Raw genomic sequence first — 22,868 nt, 5'->3', positions numbered from 1 at the left:
ACTAGTGTATATACTGAAACGTTTTGACAACTTTACGTACTCCATTAACTCGACGTGCTGCATCCACTGCAAGAGCTGCTTGCTCGTCATGAACAATACCCATCAGATAAACGACACCATTTTCTGTTACAATACGTATCGATCCTGACTCAAGACCTTTTTTGGCTAACATTTTGCTACGCACCTGACTTGTAATCCAACTGTCCTTAGAGCGTTCGGTGAGCGGAATAGGGTAGCCTACGGTGATTTCGTTATAAACGCGATGAACCCCTGGAGTTCCTCGAGCTATTTTTTCCGCTAAAATACGTAAAGAAGGTGTTGGAGTTTGTCCTACAAGTAATACTACACGATTAAAGCTTGTGACAATAACACGCGAATCACTAAACTGATGATTTGTTATTATGGCTTTATGAATAAGATGAAATAAACGAGCATCAGCTTCCATTGTTACGACACCACGCCGATCATACACCATGCCCGCGACTGCACCTGCACCTGTAACCACAGCAGCGACACACCCTGTTAATAAAGATATTATTAAAAGAAAAAAGATTGATTTTAATTTTAAATGCATGTTTTACCCCAAAAGTTGGCCAAATAACGATTGGTCAATTAAATCACAAAAGCAATGTAAGATGAACAAATGCATTTCCCTAATGCGGGCGGAATGGTCAGATGTAACACGTAACTCAATATCTTCGGGTCCTAAATGATTTGCAAGAACGCCGCCATCACGTCCACTTAAAGCAATAGTATCCATACCTCGCTCATTTGCGGCATGAAGTGCATGTAACATACTATCCGAGTTCCCTGAAGTAGTTAATAAAAGCAATACATCATTTTCTTGGCCTAAGGCTTGAATTTGTCGGGCAAAAACCTGATTGTAATGATTGTCATTGGCTGAAGAACTTAAACTGGTTGCATCAGTACTTAAATTAATTACCGGAAGCGAGGGCCTTTCCACCTCAAATTGATTGAGCATGGCACTCGCGAAATGCATGCAATTAGCACTTGAACCACCATTCCCACAAAGTAATATTTTGCCATCAGTAAGCAAACAATTGACTAAACGTTGCCCTGCTCTGGCAATTGAATCGGATAAAGCATCAGCAAGAGCAATTTTAGTTTCAATATTTACACCAAATAAATGCCTCACTCGTTCTTCCATTTGTACCATAATATTAAACCTCTACCTCAGTAAAAAACGAGGGTCTGTTGACAATCGATCCCCACCGCTTAAGTGCGTTTTATGCTCGAGACATAATAGGAGATGAGGGTGAATTATCAACAAACCCCTAAATGTTAAATCAATAATCTGTTCCAAAAGCATCTTTTATCCAGTTAATCGATGCTGTATCTCCATCAATACTTACAACATCAAAACGAAGAGCAAACTGATTATACTTTTGATGTTCAAGTATAAAACATGTGGCTGTTTTTATTATTTTTCGCCTTTTTGTATAAGTAACACTTGAAATACCACCACCAAACTGATTGGAAACTCGTGAACGAACCTCTATAAAAACAAGGTAATTATTGTCGTGCATGATTAAATCAATTTCGCCAAAACGACAACGATAATTGTTTACAACCAGTTTAAGACCTTGTTTTGTTAAGTAGGCTAAAGCTTTTTCTTCAGCCGCACGCCCTTTCTCTTGCGTCATCAATTAAACTGTCTCGCCCAAAGAATGTACAAGACCATCTCTAAACTGTCCCCATTCTAATACATATGCTACTTGTTGTGATGGCTTGAGGTATAAAATACCGTCTCCCGTGTGCGCTTCATCTGCAGGAAATAACATCAACTGATTCAGTTGAGTTGCCAAAGTATAACTATCTGTTCCCAATGCATACAGCCTATTATAACTATTAAATTGTTCTGGCCAATTTCGTGAACCTGCTTGATGCGCAAAAACCCAAGGAATATCACAAAAAATAACCCCATCAAGATCTTTATCTTTCAATGGATTTGCGCTGCCTCCATAAACACTCGCAGTGGCATAAACAGGGACATCTCCAGCATAATAATAATTTAACAATGGCATAATCTGTCGTGCTTTAGAGGGATATGCCAATAAAAAAATCATATCAAAATCTTGTCTACGACTGGTCATAGGTTGAATTTTTTGACCTAACAATTCTCTTATTTGTCTTTCGCGCTTTTGGCTATTGCTAATTTGTAAAAAATCTTTCATTTTTTTATTTAAATCATCATTGGAACCATATAAAAATGTATCAACAATACGACCCCCACTTTTTTGCCATTGTTGACTAAAGGATTTCCTGATCTCATTACCCCAGGCATTTCCAGGTGCAATAATTAAGGCGCGACTATATCCTTTATTCTTTGCTTTTATTGCCACTTGAATTGCTTCATTCGCCGGTGAAAGACCGAACGAATAAGAATTTTCTTGAATAGGGGCATCTGAATCATTTAATAGCAAAGTAGGAACGGGATGCGATAATGCTGCAACTGCAGCTGCCTGTGATTTTGTTAAAGGGCCTACAATGTAATCTGCACCCTCATTGAGGGCTTTTTGGTACAATACGGTCACATCACCACTGTTAGTATCATAAGTTTTCACATTTATGGACGTATCATCCTGGTTATTTTTAGATGCGGCCATAAATCCATCACGTACAGCAGTTCCTGGCCCTTGTAATGGGCCACTTAGAGGTAGTAAAAGAGCTACTTGTTTTGGTCGATCATGAATTTTATTTGCAATCGAATCCAATGGGTTAGGTAGAATATAGTTTGCTGGATGATCGCTAAAATGAGATTGCCATTGATCTAAAGCCGCAAGTAGGGATTTTGAATGATCCCTATATTTATGTGAAATCAAAGCTAATTGGATCCATCCTTGTAACACCGATTGTTCGGGCAGCTTAGCTGCTAAAACAGTTAATTCAGTCTGAGGTATACGCATGAGTGTCAACCAAAGCGCACGACGGTTATTTGTTTGGTTTTCCTCATCGGTGATTAACGATTCAAGTTTTATACGTTCCTTTACTGAGTCTAAAGAACTACCTGCAGTGCTGTAGGCTTTTGCAAGAAGCTCATGATATTGGACCTGTTGATAAAGAGACAAGTCGTCTTGCTCTGTAATTTTTGCTAATTGACTTAACGCCTTTTGCGGACGATCACGAATCAAATCAATTTGTGCCAATAAAAGATTTTTTTCATCCGCAAGTATCGGCGTCAAATCCGAAGTCTGTGTTAAAATAGCAGAACCTTGTCGCCACTTGCCTTCCGAAATCAAATGGCCTGCAGCTTTAAGTAAAGATTGTTGCTTTTCTATTCCCTCTTGGGTTTTAGCTTGAGCAAGGTAACTAGAAGTAGGTTTAGAATATGGACTTACTAGTTTTTTCTTTTCTGCTTTGGGTTCTGACATTGATACAGGTATCGCCATTTCGGGAGGTGTCACTGCTGTGGTGCATTGGCAAAGAAAGGAAGTAGAGATCAGTAAAAAAAAAGCCCTAATTTTTATTGAATTTATTAACATGTTTCATGACATTAAGTAAGCAATAACCCAAGAGGATAAACTATGAATAACTCACTAGCAACAGGCATAGGAACTCTCTATATTGTTGCCACTCCTATAGGAAACCGTGAGGATATTACGCTTAGAGCACTGGAAACACTTAAGTCTGTTGATTTTATTTTAGCTGAAGATACACGTCATTCAGCACAATTATTAAATGCTTTAGGAATAAAAAACCATCTTGAATCTTTGCATGCACATAACGAAAACAATAAAAGCAAAGATTTGATCGAGCAAATTTTAGGAGGAAAATCTGCAGCCTTAATCAGTGATGCAGGAACTCCTTTAATTAGTGATCCTGGGTTCTTATTAGTGAAGCTAGCACACCAACATGCTATCCCTGTGATTCCTATTCCTGGTCCTTGTGCGCTCATTACAGCACTTTGTGCCGCTGGAGTTCCTTGCGATTCATTTCTCTTTCTAGGCTTCCTACCTGCAAAACAACAAGCGAGAAAAGTAAAACTTGAATCTTTACGCGCAGAGCCTCATACATTAATCTTTTATGAATCAACCCATCGTATCGTTGATTGTCTCAATGACATTGGCGACATTTATGGTGAAGAATGTGATATTGTTTTAGCAAAGGAATTAACCAAAACATTTGAGCGCTTTCTTATTGGCACTATTTGTGACATCAAAAAGTGGTTATTAGCAGAACCTGCTCATATAAAAGGAGAGTTTGTTTTGATTATTCCTCCACGCCCCGCTCCTCTGGAACATGATACTCATGAAAAATTACTTCACGTCTTACTGGAAGAACTTCCATTAAAACAAGCAGTAGCTATTGCCTGTAAACTTAGTAATGCAAGTAAAAATGAATTATATGAAAAGGCATTAATTTTAAAAAATAAATAATAGGAGCAACATTATTTAACCCACAATAAAATCCTCTCCAACTCCGGGTATAATCTTCCATTGACAGGTTGCTCCGTGGTAAGCAAGCGCCTGAATATCTGGTTGTGCAGGACCATTGGCCGTGACTACAAAGACACAGGCCTTTGATTCAAAACTTGAACCCGTCGACTGTACAGCAGTCACCGTATAGGCAATATCAAAAGTGGCATCCTCCTTAAAACCAAATCCGTAGGTGAGCGGATTAGCTGTTGAAATTCGTACTCGATTAATCGGCTGGCACGTTTGATCAACAAAGAGCCCTTCCTCGTTAATCATACGCAAATTGACCTCCCACTCGCTATTCAAACTGCTAACTTTATGCCAAGTGTGAACAGGACAATAAGAATGATTAGCAAATGCGTATGGGGTCAGACTAAGAAATACTGCGATTTTGCAAATACGTTTCATTTTTTAATGATCTTTTCTTTAATCTAATGCTATGTTATTACATAAATGAGAATCATTTGCAAATACACTGCTGATTTTTTCTTGATTTTAGCTGAGCAATCGCAAGTTACTTTGTACCCATTAAAAAATGGGTAGGAAGAATTATGGATTTATATTAGACATTAGAAAAGTAGATTACAATAACCGATTTTACATCATTATAATTATGAGGACTTTTATGGAAGAGCAGGATGATAATCAATTAGATTATATTATAATGAGTGAAGAACCTTTACCTATATGGGATTCACTCAGAGATTCCATTATTGAAAAGGTTCAAAATGTCGCTTCGTACGTCTCTAAAATATGGAAAGATAGTTCAGCCAAAAAAGAAAAAGATACAGTTGCAAAATTAACCCATCCTTCAGTAAGCCATTATCTTACATTTCTAAAAGATATTGCTTTATTAAAAACTAATCCTGCTAAAAAAGCACAACTGCAAGCTTATTTCATGACTTTTGTTGCGGAGCTCGGTGCTCGCTCTCTTGACGAAGGTTCAGGCATAGCCTGTTTCAGTTTACCTGATTTAACGAAAGTATTTGTTCTTTCTAATCAACAGGCAATTAAGCAACTCTACGAAAAATCTAATGAGAAAAAATTTGGTCAAAAACCCTTTTTTCAACGTTTAGCGCTTATATTAGGCCCTGACAATTTAATGTCTTCTACTTTAGGATCAGAAATGCACTCGAAAATTCGTGCATCCATACTTTCTCGTAACGAATCCAATAGACGGCATGTTGCCAAAATTGTTGCTGATTTTTTTAAAGAATATGAATTGGAACAAATTGTTCAAAGACAACCATTAAGTGAAATAATGGATAGACTCTCACGCAGGGTATTGATTGCAACTTACTTCGGAAAAGAAGTCGTTCAACCTTTTGAAAAACTTTATAGTTCAACCATTACAAAAGAGTTAATAGATTGTTTATTTAGCTTAGATCCTATTAAAAAATCAGAGGAAGAAGAGCTATTAGTTCTAAGAAGCAAAGTATTAGACTTAGGTTACAATCTCATTTTTTCATTAGAAGCAATTTCACAACAATTAATGGTGGAACAAAGCTGGCTTAATTACTTATTAAAAGTGCGTGTTTTAAGTAATCTGGATGTAGCCAACCAATTGAAGGAAATGGGGATCGATTCAACAACAAAACTAACTGCAGAGCAATGTGAATCTTTGATCAAATACTCACAACAGCACTTAGATGATACTTCTCTATCTACCTTGATAAGGGACGTCATCAATGAAAGCTTGTTTATCCCTTTATTAGGTTTTGATGCGACCTCTACAGCCTTAATTGCAGCTCTAAAAATCGCACTCCAAGATAAAAGAGTCTATGCCATAATCAAACAAGAAATTAAGCAAAAAATTTTAGCAGGAGAGCCCTTCGAACTGCATTCTCCTTGGGATGTTGTTAGAAAAGAAGATGCTTTATCTTATACTGAGGCTGTTTTACTTGAAGCGTTACGATTATCCCCACCTGCTCCTATTGTACCCGAGATAATTAATGAGGCGATCACTCTTACTATTGATGATTTTTCTTTCACCTTACCGGCGGGTGCCTTAGTATTTATTCCTATGCAAAGTTTACACACCCATGAGAAGCATTTCCCAGACATTGTCCTTTCTGAAGAAGGGAAAAAAGCTGTTGGTAAAAAATTAATTACTGCAAACGACATCTTTCCAGAACGATGGGGACCTAAACAAAAGAATAAAGAAATTTATAACGCCAATTTTTTTCCCGAAATCCCAAACTCTTATAAACCTAGTGCATTGCAAAAAGAAGGCAGATTTCTTACGTTCAAAACGGGAGCAAGACGTTGCCCAGGTCTTCGAATTGCGATGACGGAATTACTTTCTTTATTTCGTATCTTGGCAACATATAAAATTGAACTCATTGGAGAAGAAGATTTGCAGTTATCATTCAATTATGAAACCCCTTTGCAGAGAAATGGCGGGATGGGTTTAGTGAAAATTACCCCTAAAAAGACATTAACTACAACATCAAACGTTTCCTCTAAAGAGGAGCAAAATGCTTCTTCACGAAATGGTTTCCATTTCTTTTCTCAGGCACAAGCCCCTGAAATACAAGATATTAGTACAATAGAACCTCTATCAGAGAGTTCAAATTTTTTGAGGATCACTCAAGCATAAAGCGCGAAAAGGGGCGCAGAATGAATTGTCGACAATCCCTAGAATTTAATTGTTGTGTACAGAACTCGCGGGAGTAGAATTATCATCAGTCGAAATGGTACTGCAATATGCTTCCTTGAATTTATTAGAAAAGCAGCGTTGTGGTTGCTCCTCTGTCTGCTGCTTATTTTTCTGACCCAGCGGATCTCGTCGATCTGATAGAATGTCTTTTTCAAGTTCATTAGCTTGGGCTTCCAGTTGTTTGTATTCATTGCTCAAGGAATTAACATTTATTAACTGTTTATTTATTTCAGTCCATTTCTTTAATTTCTCCTTCTTTTGTTGCACTTGTGCTAAAAAAGCACCCGAAGCTGTTGAAGGAGCAACCGAATTTAATGACGGAGGATTTTTGATATTACCCTTAATTTGAGACAAAGTTTCCGCTATACTCTTTAAAGATTGCGAAGCAGGATCTGGGGATTTATTAGAAAAGCAGCGTTGTGGTTGCTCCTCTACCTGCTGCTTATTTTTCTGACTCAGCGGAGCTCGCCGATCTGATAGAATGTCTTTTTCAAGTTCATTAGCCTGAGCTTCCAGTTGTTTATATTCATTGCTTAAGGGATTAACATTTATTAACTGTTTATTTATTTCAATCCATTTCTTTAATTTCTCCTTCTTTTGTTGCAATTGTGCTAAAAAAGCACCCGAATCTGTTGAAGGGACAACCGAATTTAATGACGGAGGATTTTTGATATTACCCTTAATTTGAGACAAAGTTTCCGCTATACTTTTTAGAGATTGCGGAACAGGATCTAGTTGAGATATTGAATTAGGTTGGGTATCAATTGGTGACTCATATAAGGCATTCCATGCTTTGCTTATGCTATTTATCACCTTAGAACCAGTAGTAACGAGCCCACCACCAGCAATAAAACCGCCAACTGCAAATACAGCAGCAACTAAACCAACCTGGGCTATTAAGTTGGCGCCAGCTAGAGCCCCAAGAGTAAGGCCATAGATCCCAAAACCCAGAATAACAGATGCAACAGCCGGCCAAGCAAAGAAGGCAACTGCACCTACAATAGCAGCAGCCAACACAGTAGCGCTTACAGCAATGATTGCTTTTTTATGTTTTTTGAAAAAAGACTCTTTAGCTTTGGGTATCTCAAATACAAGTTCTTGGGGATATATCTTCTGAATGATGGGTGAACCTAATGGTGGTGGTGATATTATTTTATTTGGTTTTGAGTCTTTAATTGGCATATTTTACTCCAAATCTTATAAAAATTATTTAATAGCTTGGGACCAAGAATTCTATTCTTTTTCATCAAAATAACTCTTCATATCCCTTTTATTTCTACCTTCAAAAGATCTTTTTTTGTATAACCAGTTGGCTTAATGACCTATTGATTTCCTGCTATAAAATTTGTTTTCAAGTATCAGATGATTAAAATAAAAGCATTTATCTGGAAAAATAACCAATGGATTAATTTTATGTGTCATATCAACTTTTTTGATATTTTATTATTTTCAATAAATTGAATCTAGATTCGGTAATGATTGCTCCTTTCAGTAACCCCTTCTTTAAATTTAAACGAGAAATAAAATATCGACCTACATACAATGCCTCATGTAGGTGCCATAAACTGAGTGATTATTATTTATGTGGAATTAAGGATAGCAGTTCTACACTTGCTTTCCCCATCCGTCTTTGCTATTCAAAGCGGCTCTTAAGAACATCATGAAATGGTGATTTTGTTTACCACATTTTACAAACAAGCTTACCTGTACAATTTGAACTAGGACAATGGCGATCTTGCTTGTCAGCAAGCAGTGCTAATTTTTCATTTAAAACATTATTCTGAACTTGACCCATCTCTTTTGGGGATAGTGGAGATTGATGCTTACTCGATTAGCAAGTGAGCTATAGAAGGATGTTATGGAATAAGATATTCCATAACATCCTACATCTATTAGATATCAATAAACACAGGTACCAGACCCGAAAATTGATTTTCCCCCTGAACTGTATCGTTAAATTGACAAGAACTAAAGGTATCGTCCGAGTTAATCGCACACATCCCAACAAAACCACTTTCATCAGCAATGTACGCTATATTATTATTAATCACAATTCCAACAGGTTGAGGAAAATTAACTAAATCGTATGTCTGCCCTATGCATCCTTCAAGACCCCCACTACTACCATCTAAAGGACAGAAGTTGATAATATTACCTCCATTCTTGTCTGTTGTATAAAGACCCAAATCAGACGAAAGTAATGCAATTCCCCATGACTGACCAGGAACATCATAACGCGTACATGAATCAAACAAGCCAGTACCAGAGTTGATATTGCACACATAAATACCACGTACCTTGGCACTCACATAGGCTTTAGTATCGTTACTATTTATTTTAACATCATAGGCTGCCGCTCCATCACCCGCAAAATTAAATCCTGAGTCAACACAGGAAGTAAAATCAGCACTGCATACTATTACCGATGCACCATTCCCAATATAAATCCTAGAATCAGCATGGTTGACTGCAATTCCCCCCAAGCTTAATGAAGTACTTGATAAAACCTGGGTACAACCACTTAAAGCGCCGTTTGACCTATTACATTGAATAACGCCTCTTGTCGATACCCCTCCAAAACCATTGACAACATACGCAGTATTTCCTGAACTATTCAATGCGACACCCTGTGGTTCATTAAACGTTGGGGTTCCTCCTGTATTCACAGTACAAGATCCAGGGCCAGGTGAAAATCCATCGTCATTAACAACACAACCTTGGACCGTATTACCGACTTGCATTGAAGCAAAGTAAAAGTTTGAAAGCACACCCGCTGATGTGAATGGCGTAGTACCAGAAACTCCACTCAAGGAGGAGGCAGTAATCGTTGCTGTTCCTGGTGTTATCAAAGCCTTTGCTAGTCCACCCTGCTGCACCTCCACGACGTTAGTATTATCAGAACTCCAGAAAACTTGATCAGTAACATCGTGGGAAGAACCATTATCGAATGAGCCAATAGCAGTCAATTGTACAGAGGTACCAGCGAGAAAAGTACCACTACCAGTGATACTAATGGAAACGAGATTAGGATTACTTACCGTTAGTGTTGCAACACCTGTAATACCGCTTTGAGTCGCGGAAATAGTTACAGTACCCGTCGAAACCCCTGTAGCCAGACCTGGTGATTGAGGATCATTAGAAATCGTAGCAACATTATTATTTGACGAAGTCCAGGTCACGCTTGAGGTTAAGTTTTTGACAGATGAATCTGAAAAAGTACCTTCTGCATAGAAGTGTTTCGTTAAACCTACTACAGTTGTCGTTGAGTTCGGTATTACTGTTATAGAAGATAAAACCGCATTGGTCGCAGTTATATTCGTACTTCCAATAACTGAATCTAACGTTGCATTGACTGTCGTTGTTCCTGAGCTACCAACAGCTGTTAATAGTCCTTTAGAGCCATCCGCATTTGAAATTACAGCAACGCTTTGATTCACCGTACTCCATACAACTTGAGTCGTTATATCTTGTATTGAATTATCACTGTAATGCCCTGTAGCAGTGTACTGAAGTGTTAACCCACTGGCTAAAGTAGTATTATTAGGCGATAGAGATATACTTGTTAATGTTGCCGGCGTCACAGTTAAGCTAGCATTTCCCGTTACACCATTCAATGAAGCACTAATAGTGGTAGGACCTCCTACAGCAAGGGCAGTTGCCAAGCCTTTAGAGCCAGTTGCATTATCAATAGTGGCTATGCTGGGATTTGAGGAACTCCATGTAACAGAATTGGTTAGGTCTTGCGTTGTTCTATTTGAATAAACACCTGTAGCAGTGTATTGAAGCGTTGTACCATTGGCAATAGATTGACTGACAGGCTTCACTTCGATTGTACTCAAAGTTGCTGCGGTTACTGTTAATGTCGTATTGCCTGACACTGAATTTAAACTGGCTGTAATAACGGTTGAGCCAACTTGAATACCAGCAGCCAATCCTTTACTACCTGTCGCATTTGAAATCGGCGCAACGCTAGGTGTTGATGAAGCCCAGGTGACTTGGTCAGTTAATAACCGGTGCGTGCCATCAGAATACAAGCCGATGGCGATAAATTGCTGAGTCGTACCACTTGCAATAGAACGATTTAGCGGTAAAACCTCAATAGTTGTCAATACAGCGGCGGTAACTGTAAGGTTTGTTGTCCCAGATGTACTACCCAACGTTGCGGTGATTGTTGTTGCACCAGGACTTACTGACTTAGCCAATCCTTCTGAACCTGCTGCATTGGAAATTGTCGCAACATTGAGAAGTGATGAGTTCCAGGTAACCATGGTAGTTATATCTTGAGCAGAACCATCCGAATAATTACCTATCGCGGTAAATTGCAGATTGGTCCCATTCGCAATACTTGGATTAACAGGAGTAACGGTAATAGAGTTAAGGGTTGCTGCAGTCACCGTTAATGTTGTTGAACCAGATACAGAACCGAAAGTGGCAGTGATAGCAGTAGTACCTGGATTTGTTCCGACCGCCAGCCCTTTAGAACCCGCCGCATTAGAAATTGCAGCAGCGTTGGTCGATGAAGTCCATGCCACAACCCCCGTCAGATCATAAGCAGCTCCATCCGAGAAATTACCTGTTGCCGTAAATTGCAAGTTAGTGCCGTTTGCGATACTTGGATTAACGGGTGTTACGGTAATAGAGTTAAGGATTGCTGCAGTCACTGTTAACGTTGTTGAACCAGAGGTAGAACCCAAAGTAGCAGTGATGGTGGTATTACCTGGATTGGTGCCGGTTGCCAATCCTTTAGAGCCTGCTGCATTTGAAATTGAAGCAGCATTGCTCGACGAAGTCCATGCCACAATCTCCGTTAAATTGTGAGCAGATCCATCCGAGAAATTACCCATTGCTGTAAACTGTAAATTTGTCCCATTCGGTATGCTCGAATTAACAGGAGTAACAGTAATTGAAGTTAGGGTTGCTGGTGTTACTGTTAAGTTGGTATTTCCAGTCGTAGCACCAAATGTTGCACTAATCACTGTCGTGCCAGCAGCAGTCCCTGTCGCTAGCCCTTTTGATCCTGCAGCATTAGAAATACTCGCCGCACCCGTCGATGAAGCCCAGGTTACAAAGGCTGTAAGATTCTGATGACTACCATTAGAGAAAATACCTGTCGCTGTATACTGTAACGTCGTACCATTAGGAATAGAACTGTTGGTAGGAGTTACTTGAATACTCTGAAGTGTGGCATTCGTTACCGTCAAAGTCGTATTACCGCTTACACCTCTTAAGGTTGCCGTGATCGCAGTCTGTCCGGCATGGTTAGCGGTAGCTAATCCTTTATTACCAGCAACATCGGAAATACTCGCCACACTTGTATTAGCGGAGGTCCAGGTCACTAGATTGGTTACATCTTGCGTTATTCCATTAGAAAAAATGGCAGTTGCTGTAAATTGTAGCAATGTACCATTGGCAATGCTGGGGTTGACTGGAGTGATTGCAATTGAATTTAAAGTAATTGATGGATGAATAACGACAATATTTAAACTATTTGCCGCTGAGGGCTGACTACATAAAAAACGATCGGGTGTATTATCACCTGGCCCTCTGGTTTTACAGATCTCGGGCCCACTGGTCACCCGTTCAGGAAGCGTGCTGCCATCAAGACTTAACGTTAACAAACAGGATTCATTCATAGCCAGTGTAAACGGGTTGCTACACCCCCCTGCTGTGATTTGCGAAACACCAGGAATAGGCTTCATGGTGAGGGTGCGTGTTATTTTGGTATTATTGGTTACCCTATATTGCACCGTGTCATGAGAAAAATTGGGGATCTGCTTTGTTGTTGCTGTTGTTGGAACAATATTGAATTTAACCTGAGTACCCGCATGCAATCCATTTACCGTGAATAAGAGCAGTAGGCTCCAAAGAATATAATAAATCGCATTTTTAATTGTCACTCTTATCATTCCATGTCCTTAGTTATTCCAAACAAAAAATATCAGCTGTATTTTTATGTTCCCATAAAACCACTATGTATTCCTAATGTCAATACAATTAAGAAAAACAAATTTAATCAGCTTGTTACGTGATCATCAATAGTGTTTGGATGCACCGAGAACCGCAACAAAGAATTTCACCCGTGACTGAATCAATCACATCAAGTATGGAACCACATAATCAATTTTCTGCTTGGGCTTGGCGTTCACGATCGAATGGAATATGCAGTTATAGGCTCTTAGCTCCACCAAAGACTGCATATTGCCAATATCGTCTTGTGCATATGGGGGAACAAAAATACATTATCTGTACTTCTTTAACCATCGAGTAACTTCATCAAATGTTTGCTGATTTACTTCTATTACCTGATGATAAAGTTTATCCCGCATCACTTGATTTCCCGCTTTAGAGTATTGTTCTAGATATTGACAGGCTAAAAACATACGCTTAGTTCCTATACAGGCAACTCCTCCCTTTATTTTATGCGTCAAGTGACTAATTTGATTCCAATCCTGTTCCAGATAAGCTTTCTTCATGTTTTGGATGTCTTGTTGTATGGTTGGTGAAGTAAATTCTTTTAATAACTGAAACAATAATGAGACGTCATTAATGTATCTCATTCCTTCTTGCGTATCAAAAAGAGAAACTGAATCAAGGGAGAGTAATTCTTCAGTTACAAGATGTTCGAAACCAATACTAGAAATAGATGGTTGTGAACTTTGGTTTACAGTAATCTCCTCGCTAGATACCTGTTTATTCAAATGACACTGCTTAACAATATCTCTTAGGATCTCAATGTTGATGGGTTTTCTAAATACCTCATTCATTCCTGCATGAATACATTCAACTCGTGCTGTTTCTAGTGCATGACCGGTTAATCCCACAATGGGAACCAAAGAAAAATTATTTATTTTTTCCCAATGCCGAATTTGTTTTACTAATTCGATTCCGGATATTTCCGAAAGACCAATATCCGTAATAATGAGATCGAAATGCGTTGATTTAATGCATTCTAAAGCCTTATTAGCATCCGTAACTGAGGTGAATCGATATCCTTCACGAGTAACAAACGATTCTAAGACTTTTAAAGCAATAGGATTGTCTTCGACTAATAACAAGTGAAGAGGATTCCCATAAAAATGAGATGGAAGTAATACAGTACCTTGAGATTCATTGTTTTGATTCACATACGACTCATTGCTTTTGTCGTTGGATATTAAATTTTCTTTAAATCCAATACGGCAACTTAAATCAAAAGAAATAGTAGTTCCCTCTTCTTCCTTACTTTCTAAAGTAAGATGACCGCCTAATAAAGTAACGTAAGATTGAACGATATGAAGACCTAGACCGTATCCCATTTGATTTCCTTCGTAAGAAGGATTAACACGAAAAAATTGCTCGAACACCTTATCTTTTTGCATTTCAGGAATGCCAATACCCGTATCTGAAACACTAAAATGCAACAGAGTATGAAAGGCCGTAAAAGATAATGGCTTGACAGTAAGAGTAATACCTCCAACTTGAGTAAATTTTACTGCGTTTCCCAAAAGATTTAATAAAATATGATGGATTTTTTTTCTATCACTGACAATAAATTGAGGTACATTGGGATCAATAGTGCATGTGAAGGTTAAATTTTTTGTTGCAATTGTTGGAGCTTCCAGTTTTATTAAATCATCAATGCATTGACGTAATTCAAAAGTTTCCTCATGGATGTCCATTTCATTGGCACTACCTGCTCGCACATCCTCTAATATCTCATTAAGCATCGTTAAAAGTTGATTGCCACTTTCATACAATAAGTGCGCCTCTTCCTTGTGCAAAGGATTGGTTAAATTCTTTTCCAATATCTCGGAAAGACCAATTACTCCTGTGAGTGGCGTACGAATATCATGGCTCATATTGGCAATAAATTCAGTTTTAGCAATTTCTGCTTGCTTTTCTTTGGTAATATCAATTGTGATACCTAATACACCAACCGTTGAACCATTTTCGCTAGTAATAGGTACTTTACTCACTAGAGTATGAAAGATTTCTCCATTATGGCGCACCAAAATTTGCGGCAGTTTCAAAACAGGTTTTCCATGTTGTAATATTTCCTTATCGACTTCACGATAACTTTCAGCAATTACCTTATCTGAAAACAAATCGAAATCGGTCTTTCCAATGATATCATCGGAGGATTTTAGGCTAAAAAACTCCGCAGCCATTTCATTACAACCAACGTATTCTAGATCTTTATTTTTCCAATACACATAACAGGGGATTCGATTGATCATGCTTGACAGAAAATGGCGAATTTCATCCACATACTGATTCACGGGAAGATGCTTTTCAAAAACATGTCCAGTCATTTTTTCTATTTCATGTTCTAAAGTGATGTAGGTATCATCGACTTCTGAAATATCCTTATCGAGTAAAAACCAATGTGTTTTATTATCTATAATGACTCTTACTTTACTCCATACTCGATAATATTTATTAATAATCATGATCTTATGACAAATGAGATTCATATTTTTATCAAAAATAGGCGGAAGCCTCGCTTCTTCCCAAACCGATAGCAAAGGCTTTCCTATCCAAGAAGATGCCTTAATATTTAATATTTTTTTAGCACAACGATTAACCAAAACCACATTCATGAACCGATCGATGACGATTAAGGAACATGAGGCAATGTCATAGGCTTTAGCCATCACAGGCAGTTCTTCTTGGGTTATTCTCATAAATTAGTTATTTTCATGATTAAAAATTTTTATCCTTTCATTGATAAAAATCGTTTTTTTGCAGAAATTCAGCAATCATTTTGCTATTTTCTTCATTCATAATCGTGTCATGATTCGCATTAATAGTCTGACACATAATATTTCCTTTATTAAATTTAGCCCACCCATTATAAGGATCATCAATCTCTTGATAGCCTTCGTTCAATTCCTTAGCTTTAAACAGTATCATATCCTGGCTTGTCATTGTTGGTTCATGCTCTAATAAGAGCCTCATCCGTTCTGCAGCCAAATCAGCAAGCGCTTTAGTTTTTTTATCGTCCATTGAGAAAAGGTGTTCTATAGAATAACTGTCCTCACGCTGCCTCGGTGAAAATACAGACCAGCTTTCAATTAAAGCTAATAAACCTATTTTATGGTGTTGTTTTCGTAAAAGGTAGGCTATTTCATAAACCATTGTCCCACCAAAAGAGTAACCAACAAGATAATAAGGCCCTTTAGGTTGAATCTGTAAAATCGCATCAACATACTGTTTTGCCATAGAATCAATACTGTCATACAACATTTTTCCAACGGAAATGCTTGGATCTTGTATGCCGTAAATCGATGCAGATTTCCATAAGGATGCTATTTCATTAAAACAATAAACCAAGCCGCTCACTGGATGACAAAAGAATAGTTTAGGTTTTACCTCATCAATTTCATTTAAAGGCACAATAATATCAATAGATTGTTTCTGACTTTCGCTAATCAATTGACGCAATAAAGCAATAGTAGGTGCTTTGTACATATGTTGTATCGATAAAGAACAATCGAACACCGCATTAATTTTCTCAATCAATGTCATCGCCTTTAATGAATGACCACCTAAAGCAAAAAAATTATCTTCTCTACCTATGGAGTCTATGTGTAAACACTCCTGCCAAAGTTTGGCAAGCTGTTTTTCCAATTCGTCCTGAGGCTCTGAATAAGTATTTTTAATGTTCAAATACTCCCGTGAGACTCTGTTTTTTGTCTCTTCATTCTCATTCACAGGATTTGCCAAAAGCTCTTGATATCGAGCAATCTCATAATTGGAAACGATAAGATGTTTATATGAGGTAGACAATGCGTTTAAAAATAAAGATTGGCCTTCTTTCGAACTAATGTCGTTACCAAGATCAAATAAATTTAAAGCATCAGTTTTTGATGCATGCATACTCATACCCACATCACGCCAAGTATTCCAATTAAGACTTAAGGTAAATTTTGAATGAAACAAATTCGATTGTGCTATAGCATCCAAACTCGCATTAGCTGCACTATAGTCTATCTGACCTTTGGTTCCCACTATGGATGCGATGGAGGACATCAACACCACAAAATCAAGTATCGGTAGGTTTTGAGTTTCTTTTGCAAGATAATAAGCTCCATAAATTTTAGAAGAGAATACCTGATGCGCTTCCTCACGAGTTTTTAATTGAACAACTCCTCCTCCTGCTCTCCCTGCCGCATGAATAAGTCCATTCAGTTTTCCATAATTTAGAAAAATCCAATGAAACAATTTAAATACATCTTGTTCATTACTTACATCACAAGGATAGAGATTTATTGAAGCGCCTAAGCTTTGGATGCGTTTTAATTGGCTTATCGTGTTATGGTCTTGATGGATTTTGTCTTCTAGAATATGCGCCCATTGTTCTTGTGGAGGATATGATTTTCTCGAACTTAAAATGAGAATCGGTTGGTGCACCTGGCTTGCTATCGCCTCACTTAGTGCCAGCCCTATTCCTCCAAGGCCCCCAGTAATAAGATAAATACCCTTATCTGAAAGTCGCGACTTTAAAAAATTATTTTCAGTAGCTACATAAGCAGGAAGCCAACGATAATTATTGCGGTATGCAATAAGAATATCCTTGGATTTATCAATAAGCGTGACTAGAATATCCGCAAATATCGCTGTCACATCAACTCCTTTTACATCATGCGCAATATCAACCATAAAACAACGAATTAATGGATGTTCTAAGGGTACTACACGACAAAAACTCGATAGAGTTGCATTAACGGGAGATAAACATTCCGTTCCTAAAATAGATTGCGTTCCATGCGTCATGATACAACAACTCAATTCACGGTGAGCTCCAATGACTTCAACATAGGATTGGATCACATACAAGAGACTATAAAATCCTTTATCGAAACAGGTCTCAATAGTTGTGTCATCTTGCGGTTCTTCAATTTCATCGAGTGACCAACAATGAATAAATTTTGGATGATTTAATGCCTTCTTTAAACACTTAAAACAGTCAATATAATGCTCTTTCACCACAGGATTAATGGTAAAGTGGGTTTGAGAATGAATGATAAATTCATCACCCGCTTCAATAATAATAGGTCGTACGTTATAGAAACTCAAAACATTAATAATTTGTTGGCCTATATCCATTGTGTCTTTAAAAACTACCCATTGATAATCGCTTACCTTTGTATGATTTACCTCACTTAAAGCCCCACGTGTCCAAACAGAACTATATAACCTTGTCTGTCTATGAGGCTTTAAAGAGCTTTCATCGGGATTTATCCAATAGCGTTGTCTTTGAAATGCGTAAGTAGGTAAGGCTATACTCTTTCGAACTGAAGATGCGTACAAAGGCTCTAAAAAAACGGGAACTCCTTTTGTCCACAATCGTCCCAGTGTAATAAGAAATTGAGTCCGGTCGGATACAGACTTATAATGACCTGGAAGTGTGGGCGTTACAAATGCATGTCTCGATGCTATGGCGTTGACAAACCCACATAAAGACTGCCCCAAACCTACCTCAATAAAAAGTGGATGCTCGTCTTTTAATAATAGATGAACACCTTGAGTAAACTGAACTGTATGACGTAAATGGCGATACCAATAATCAGGATTCATCGCATCTTCAGCAGAAAGCCAATCTCCTGTGACATTCGATACGATAGGTATTGTTGGCGGTGAGAGCATGATATTAGAAAAAAGCTCTTTAAATGGTTTTTCCAAACATTCCATCATACTACTGTGAAAAGCATGACTTACCTTTAATTTGTGATACTGTTTCTTGTGTTTTATCAGGTATTTTTCTAAGACCCCAATGCTTTCAGTACTTCCTGCAAGCACGTAGTGGTGTGTCGCATTATGAAGTGCCAGGTTCACACCTGCAACTAATTGATATTCTTGGCACTCCTCATCCGAACACTCTAGTGACAGCATCTGTCCTGCAGGTACATTAGCCATCAAAAGACCTCGTTCACATACAAGTGCAATACCGTCTTCAAAGGAAAAAACACCAGCAAGACAAGCTGCTACATATTCCCCAATACTATGTCCTATAAGTACATCAGGTTGTACGCCGCACTCCATAAGTAATCGTGCCAATGCGTATTCAATAATAAATAATGCCGGTTGAGTAAATTGTGTTGGTGCTAATGAATCCGTGTCTGAATTTTTTATAAGATAAAGTAAATCACAATTTAAATAATGATTTGCTGTTTTAATACCCTGTAATACATAGTCCCTAAAACGAGGAATAGCATCAAACAACTCCATAGCCATTCGAGGATACTGCGTGCCTTGGCCACTAAACATCAATACGATACTGTGCTGTATTTCATCATCACAATATGCGGAATGATTTTCCTGCAACCCCCTTTGTATTTCGATAATGCTCTTACCAACACTAAAACGACGCCAATTGAAATCATCTCGTCCCCTATGCAAAGTGTAGGCGATGTCTCTAAGCATGCCATCATTACATTCATCTGCACTTAAATACTGATCGAGTTTTTGAATTTGTTCTTCAAGAGCACGTTGTGTTTTTCCTGATACAAACACCAATTCTTCGGTTTGCAAAAAGCGTGGTGTAAATTGTTGGTGCACATCATAATCGCTTAAAATCATATGAACATTGGTTCCCCCAACACCAAAAGAACTTATTCCTGCATAACGTGTTTCATGATCGTTTTCCCAATCCATTAACTGGTCATTCACATAAAAAGGACTTTCTTCAAGACCCAAATCGGGATTAGATTTATTAAAATAAATCATAGGAGTAATTTTTTTATGATACAAACACAATGCAGTTTTAATTAATCCTGCCATGCCTGCCGCCACATCTGTATGTCCTATATTGGCTTTCACTGAGCCTAAGGCACAATAATGGCTAAGCTCGGTTTGTTCACGATAGACTGCAGATAATGCATGAAGTTCAATAACATCACCTAGAGCTGTGGCAGTTCCATGTGCTTCAACAAAACTCATTTGATCTGCGGTCAATTTTGCCTGGCTTAAAGCATCTTTAATACAAGACATCTGCCCACTCATGCTCGGGGCAGTAAATCCTAATTTATCGACACCATCATTGTTAACACCCCGTGATTTAATAACTGCATAAATGGTATTGTGATCTTTTATAGCATCTTCCAAACGTTTAAGGACTACCACTCCTACCCCATTGGAAAATACAGTACCATTTGCTTCGGCAGAAAAAGGCCGACAATAGCCATCAGGTGAAACAATACTTCCTGGCTGATAAGTGTATCCATTGATTTGAGGAACCGTAATGCAACTAGCACCAGCTAAAGCAATATCACTATGTCCTAGAATCAAATCCTGACATGCATGATCCACAGCAATTAATCCAGTAGAGCAGGCTGTGTTCACATTCACGCTTCTTCCTTTTAAATTAAGGCGATATGAAGTTTGGGTACTTAGCATACTGAGACTGGTAGCTATACGTTGGTGAAACAAATCATATTCACGACAAAATCGATTATTTTTTAAAAGATTTTCATGTAAATAAGTGCTGTCTGTCATTCCAGCAAAAACACTAATCGTCTTTTCTTTTTGTTTTTTAGGAGCTACAGCAGCATACTCTAATGCCTCCCAGGCACATTCTAGAAAAATTCTTTGTTGAGGATCGGTAATGTTTGCATCTACAGGACTAAAATTAAAAAATGAGGCATCAAATTGATCTATGTCTGAAAGGACTCCTTTAACAGGTACAAAATTTGAAATTTTTTGTAACGACTCCCCAAGCTCTTCAGAATTAAATCGAGTTAAACAATCCTTTCCCTGGCACAGGTTATCCCAAAATTGATCGATATTGTTTGCGCCTGGAAAACGACAGCTCATACCAATAATGGCAATATCCGAGGAGGTAGTGGAGTGTATTTCTCGTACCATAGGAACATCAATATCCCCTTCGATATACTTTGTTAGTTTATGAATTGTTGGGTGCTCTAAAAGATCGACGACTTGCAACTCGGTATGTAATGCATGATTAATAAGCGTGCATGCTTCGGTAATCAGCAGTGAAGTAGCACCTAAATCGAATAAATTTTTATTAACCTCAATATGAGAACGATTTAACAGATGATTCCAAATGTCTTTTAAAGTTTCTTCGGTTTTGTTGGTTAATGATTTATCGATATGAAAGGATAAATCCGTATGGGGTATTTGATCTAGCTTTGTCTTATCAATTTTACCTATGGGTGTTAACGGTAACTCCTCTACCATGACGTATTTGGCTGGCAACATGTAGCTTGGCAATTCTTGACTTAAAAATTCTCGCAGCTCGTCTGCATAAATTTTCGTATGAGATGAAGAGAACACGATATAAGCGGTAAGCATTTTATGCAGACCGCCACCTATTTCGACAACCACGGCGGCAAGACTCACCTCATTATACTTCATGAGTTTCCGCTCTACCTCGCTAAGATGTATACGATAACCTCCAATTTTTACTTGATCATCAACTCTGCCGGTATATAAAAGTTCACCTGTAGGCAGTTTCTTTACCAGGTCGCCGGTTTTGTACATTTTTTCAAAAGGAGGAGTTTGGCAAAATGGATTTTTAATAAATTTTTCAAAAGTTATATCCTCACTACGATGATATCCCAATGCCAAATGAATGCCACTTAGATATAACTCACCCTCATCTACTTCATTCATCTGCTCATCAAGCACATAAGTTTGAGTATTTTTAAAAGGGATTCCAATCGCGGAAAGATGTTCGTCGCTAGAAAGTAATTGTTCATTAATAATATGACGACACGCAAATGTAGTGCCTTCTGATGGTCCATACCCATTAATCAATGTCACTGGTTTGTTTATTTTATTGCGATGTATTATAAATTGTCTTAAAAGAATAGGATTTATTTGCTCTCCACCAAAAAGGATGGTTTTAGGTTGATTCAGGGTTTTGGGTGCCGATTTGATTAATTGATGAAACAATGCGGTTGGTAAGAGTAAATATTCCACTGCATTATCTTCAAGAGTTTTTTTTAACGCCATAGGATTTGCACGAACCTCTTTTGAAATCACACTGAGCCTTCCTCCATTTAATAATGAGCTCCATATTTCGAAAGTACTGGCATCAAAAGCCAAATTGTTACATTGGGCTACGATTTGACCAGGCTGCACTGAGGCATAATTTTCAACAACTGCTAAATTCACCACGGCTTGGTGAGGGATAATTACTCCTTTAGGTTTTCCAGTTGATCCCGATGTATAAATCATATAAAGAGGTTCGTCAGGATGGATCATTTCCTTAATATTTTCTTTAGAGTAACTGATCGATTCGAAGTAAAGTTGCCTCACGAGATACTGAGGTACACTAATTTCTTGCAGCTTTTGCTTTAATTCATCGTTGGTTATAACAAGCCTAGGATTTGTATCCTTAATCATATGATTTAATCGTGGTACTGGAGCTAATGTATCCATAGGAACATATACAGCACCAATTTTGGCGATTGCTAAAATACACAATATAAAATCGGTGCTTGGATCAAGAAGAATCGCTACAAAATCTCCTTTAATTATGCCATTTTTCCTTAAGCATTGAGAAAACTGGTTTACTTTTTCATTTAATTCATAATAGGTATATTGTGATTTTTTATCACTTAAAGCAATGTAATCTGAAGTTGTTTTGACTTGAGATTCAAATAATTCAATGACGCTGTATTCATATGAGCGTTTTTTTTTATTCATTATTTAACCTCATTTTCAGGTTTACTATTCGTGGTTAATCCATAACTTAATTTCTAAAATCAAACATAAGTTCATTAACATATAGTACAAAATACATGCAATTGAATATTTTATCATCAATA

The 22,868-nt window shown here is 37.8% G+C and carries 12 protein-coding genes; 3 read left to right on the top strand and 9 right to left on the bottom strand.

Annotation, left to right across the window (positions count from 1 at the left end; translation table 11 throughout):
* Nucleotide 1 precedes the first annotated feature (1 nt).
* From Lsan_RS20075 to Lsan_RS20060, 4 genes are all read right to left on the bottom strand, one after another.
* Nucleotides 2-574, bottom strand: coding sequence for a BON domain-containing protein (locus Lsan_RS20075; protein ID WP_058515872.1), 573 nt, complete (start codon nucleotides 572-574; stop codon nucleotides 2-4).
* Between the two features lie 3 nt (nucleotides 575-577).
* A complete protein-coding gene (locus Lsan_RS20070; RefSeq protein ID WP_058515871.1) occupies nucleotides 578-1,177 on the bottom strand; it encodes a D-sedoheptulose-7-phosphate isomerase in 600 nt (199 codons plus the stop codon).
* Nucleotides 1,178-1,307: 130 nt separating this feature from the next.
* The gene (locus Lsan_RS20065; RefSeq protein ID WP_058515870.1) at nucleotides 1,308-1,664 is read right to left on the bottom strand and encodes a YraN family protein; all 357 of its coding nucleotides are present in this window, start codon (nucleotides 1,662-1,664) and stop codon (nucleotides 1,308-1,310) included.
* A 3-nt stretch (nucleotides 1,665-1,667) separates the two neighbouring features.
* The gene (locus Lsan_RS20060; protein WP_058515869.1) at nucleotides 1,668-3,503 is read right to left on the bottom strand and encodes a penicillin-binding protein activator; all 1,836 of its coding nucleotides are present in this window, start codon (nucleotides 3,501-3,503) and stop codon (nucleotides 1,668-1,670) included.
* A gap of 42 nt (nucleotides 3,504-3,545) precedes the next feature.
* Between Lsan_RS20060 and rsmI the strand changes: the two genes are divergently transcribed.
* Nucleotides 3,546-4,397, top strand: coding sequence for a 16S rRNA (cytidine(1402)-2'-O)-methyltransferase (gene rsmI, locus Lsan_RS20055; protein ID WP_058515868.1), 852 nt, complete (start codon nucleotides 3,546-3,548; stop codon nucleotides 4,395-4,397).
* Nucleotides 4,398-4,412: 15 nt separating this feature from the next.
* Here rsmI and Lsan_RS20050 read toward each other — a convergent pair whose 3' ends face one another.
* Nucleotides 4,413-4,712 (bottom strand): hypothetical protein, encoded by a 300-nt coding sequence (locus tag Lsan_RS20050; RefSeq protein ID WP_237762222.1) that lies wholly within the window; start codon nucleotides 4,710-4,712, stop codon nucleotides 4,413-4,415.
* 349 nt (nucleotides 4,713-5,061) lie between these two features.
* On the opposite strand from Lsan_RS20050, the gene Lsan_RS20045 reads away from it, so the two are divergent.
* A complete protein-coding gene (locus tag Lsan_RS20045; RefSeq protein WP_058515866.1) occupies nucleotides 5,062-7,035 on the top strand; it encodes a cytochrome P450 in 1,974 nt (657 codons plus the stop codon).
* A 45-nt stretch (nucleotides 7,036-7,080) separates the two neighbouring features.
* On the opposite strand, the gene Lsan_RS20040 is transcribed toward Lsan_RS20045, so the two are convergent.
* Together Lsan_RS20040 and Lsan_RS20035 are read right to left on the bottom strand one after the other, a co-directional pair.
* A complete protein-coding gene (locus tag Lsan_RS20040) occupies nucleotides 7,081-8,277 on the bottom strand; it encodes a DUF5336 domain-containing protein (RefSeq protein ID WP_058515865.1) in 1,197 nt (398 codons plus the stop codon).
* A gap of 710 nt (nucleotides 8,278-8,987) precedes the next feature.
* Nucleotides 8,988-13,001 (bottom strand): beta strand repeat-containing protein, encoded by a 4,014-nt coding sequence (locus Lsan_RS20035; RefSeq protein ID WP_058515864.1) that lies wholly within the window; start codon nucleotides 12,999-13,001, stop codon nucleotides 8,988-8,990.
* Between the two features lie 140 nt (nucleotides 13,002-13,141).
* Here Lsan_RS20035 and Lsan_RS22275 point away from each other — a divergent pair, with 140 nt between their 5' ends.
* A complete protein-coding gene (locus tag Lsan_RS22275) occupies nucleotides 13,142-13,363 on the top strand; it encodes a hypothetical protein (protein ID WP_133134233.1) in 222 nt (73 codons plus the stop codon).
* Here the strand turns inward: Lsan_RS22275 and Lsan_RS20030 are convergent.
* Together Lsan_RS20030 and Lsan_RS20025 are read right to left on the bottom strand one after the other, a co-directional pair.
* Nucleotides 13,335-15,758: a PAS domain-containing hybrid sensor histidine kinase/response regulator gene (locus Lsan_RS20030; RefSeq protein WP_058515863.1), complete on the bottom strand. Its 2,424-nt coding sequence runs from the start codon at nucleotides 15,756-15,758 to the stop codon at nucleotides 13,335-13,337. The genes Lsan_RS22275 and Lsan_RS20030 overlap by 29 nt on opposite strands.
* 37 nt (nucleotides 15,759-15,795) lie before the next feature.
* Nucleotides 15,796-22,746 (bottom strand): type I polyketide synthase, encoded by a 6,951-nt coding sequence (locus Lsan_RS20025; RefSeq protein WP_058515862.1) that lies wholly within the window; start codon nucleotides 22,744-22,746, stop codon nucleotides 15,796-15,798.
* Between the last annotated feature and the right edge of the window lie 122 nt (nucleotides 22,747-22,868).

Source organism: Legionella santicrucis (assembly GCF_001468135.1).
Taxonomy (GTDB): Bacteria; Pseudomonadota; Gammaproteobacteria; order Legionellales; family Legionellaceae; genus Legionella; species Legionella santicrucis.
This window is presented reverse-complemented; position numbering and strand designations above follow the sequence as displayed.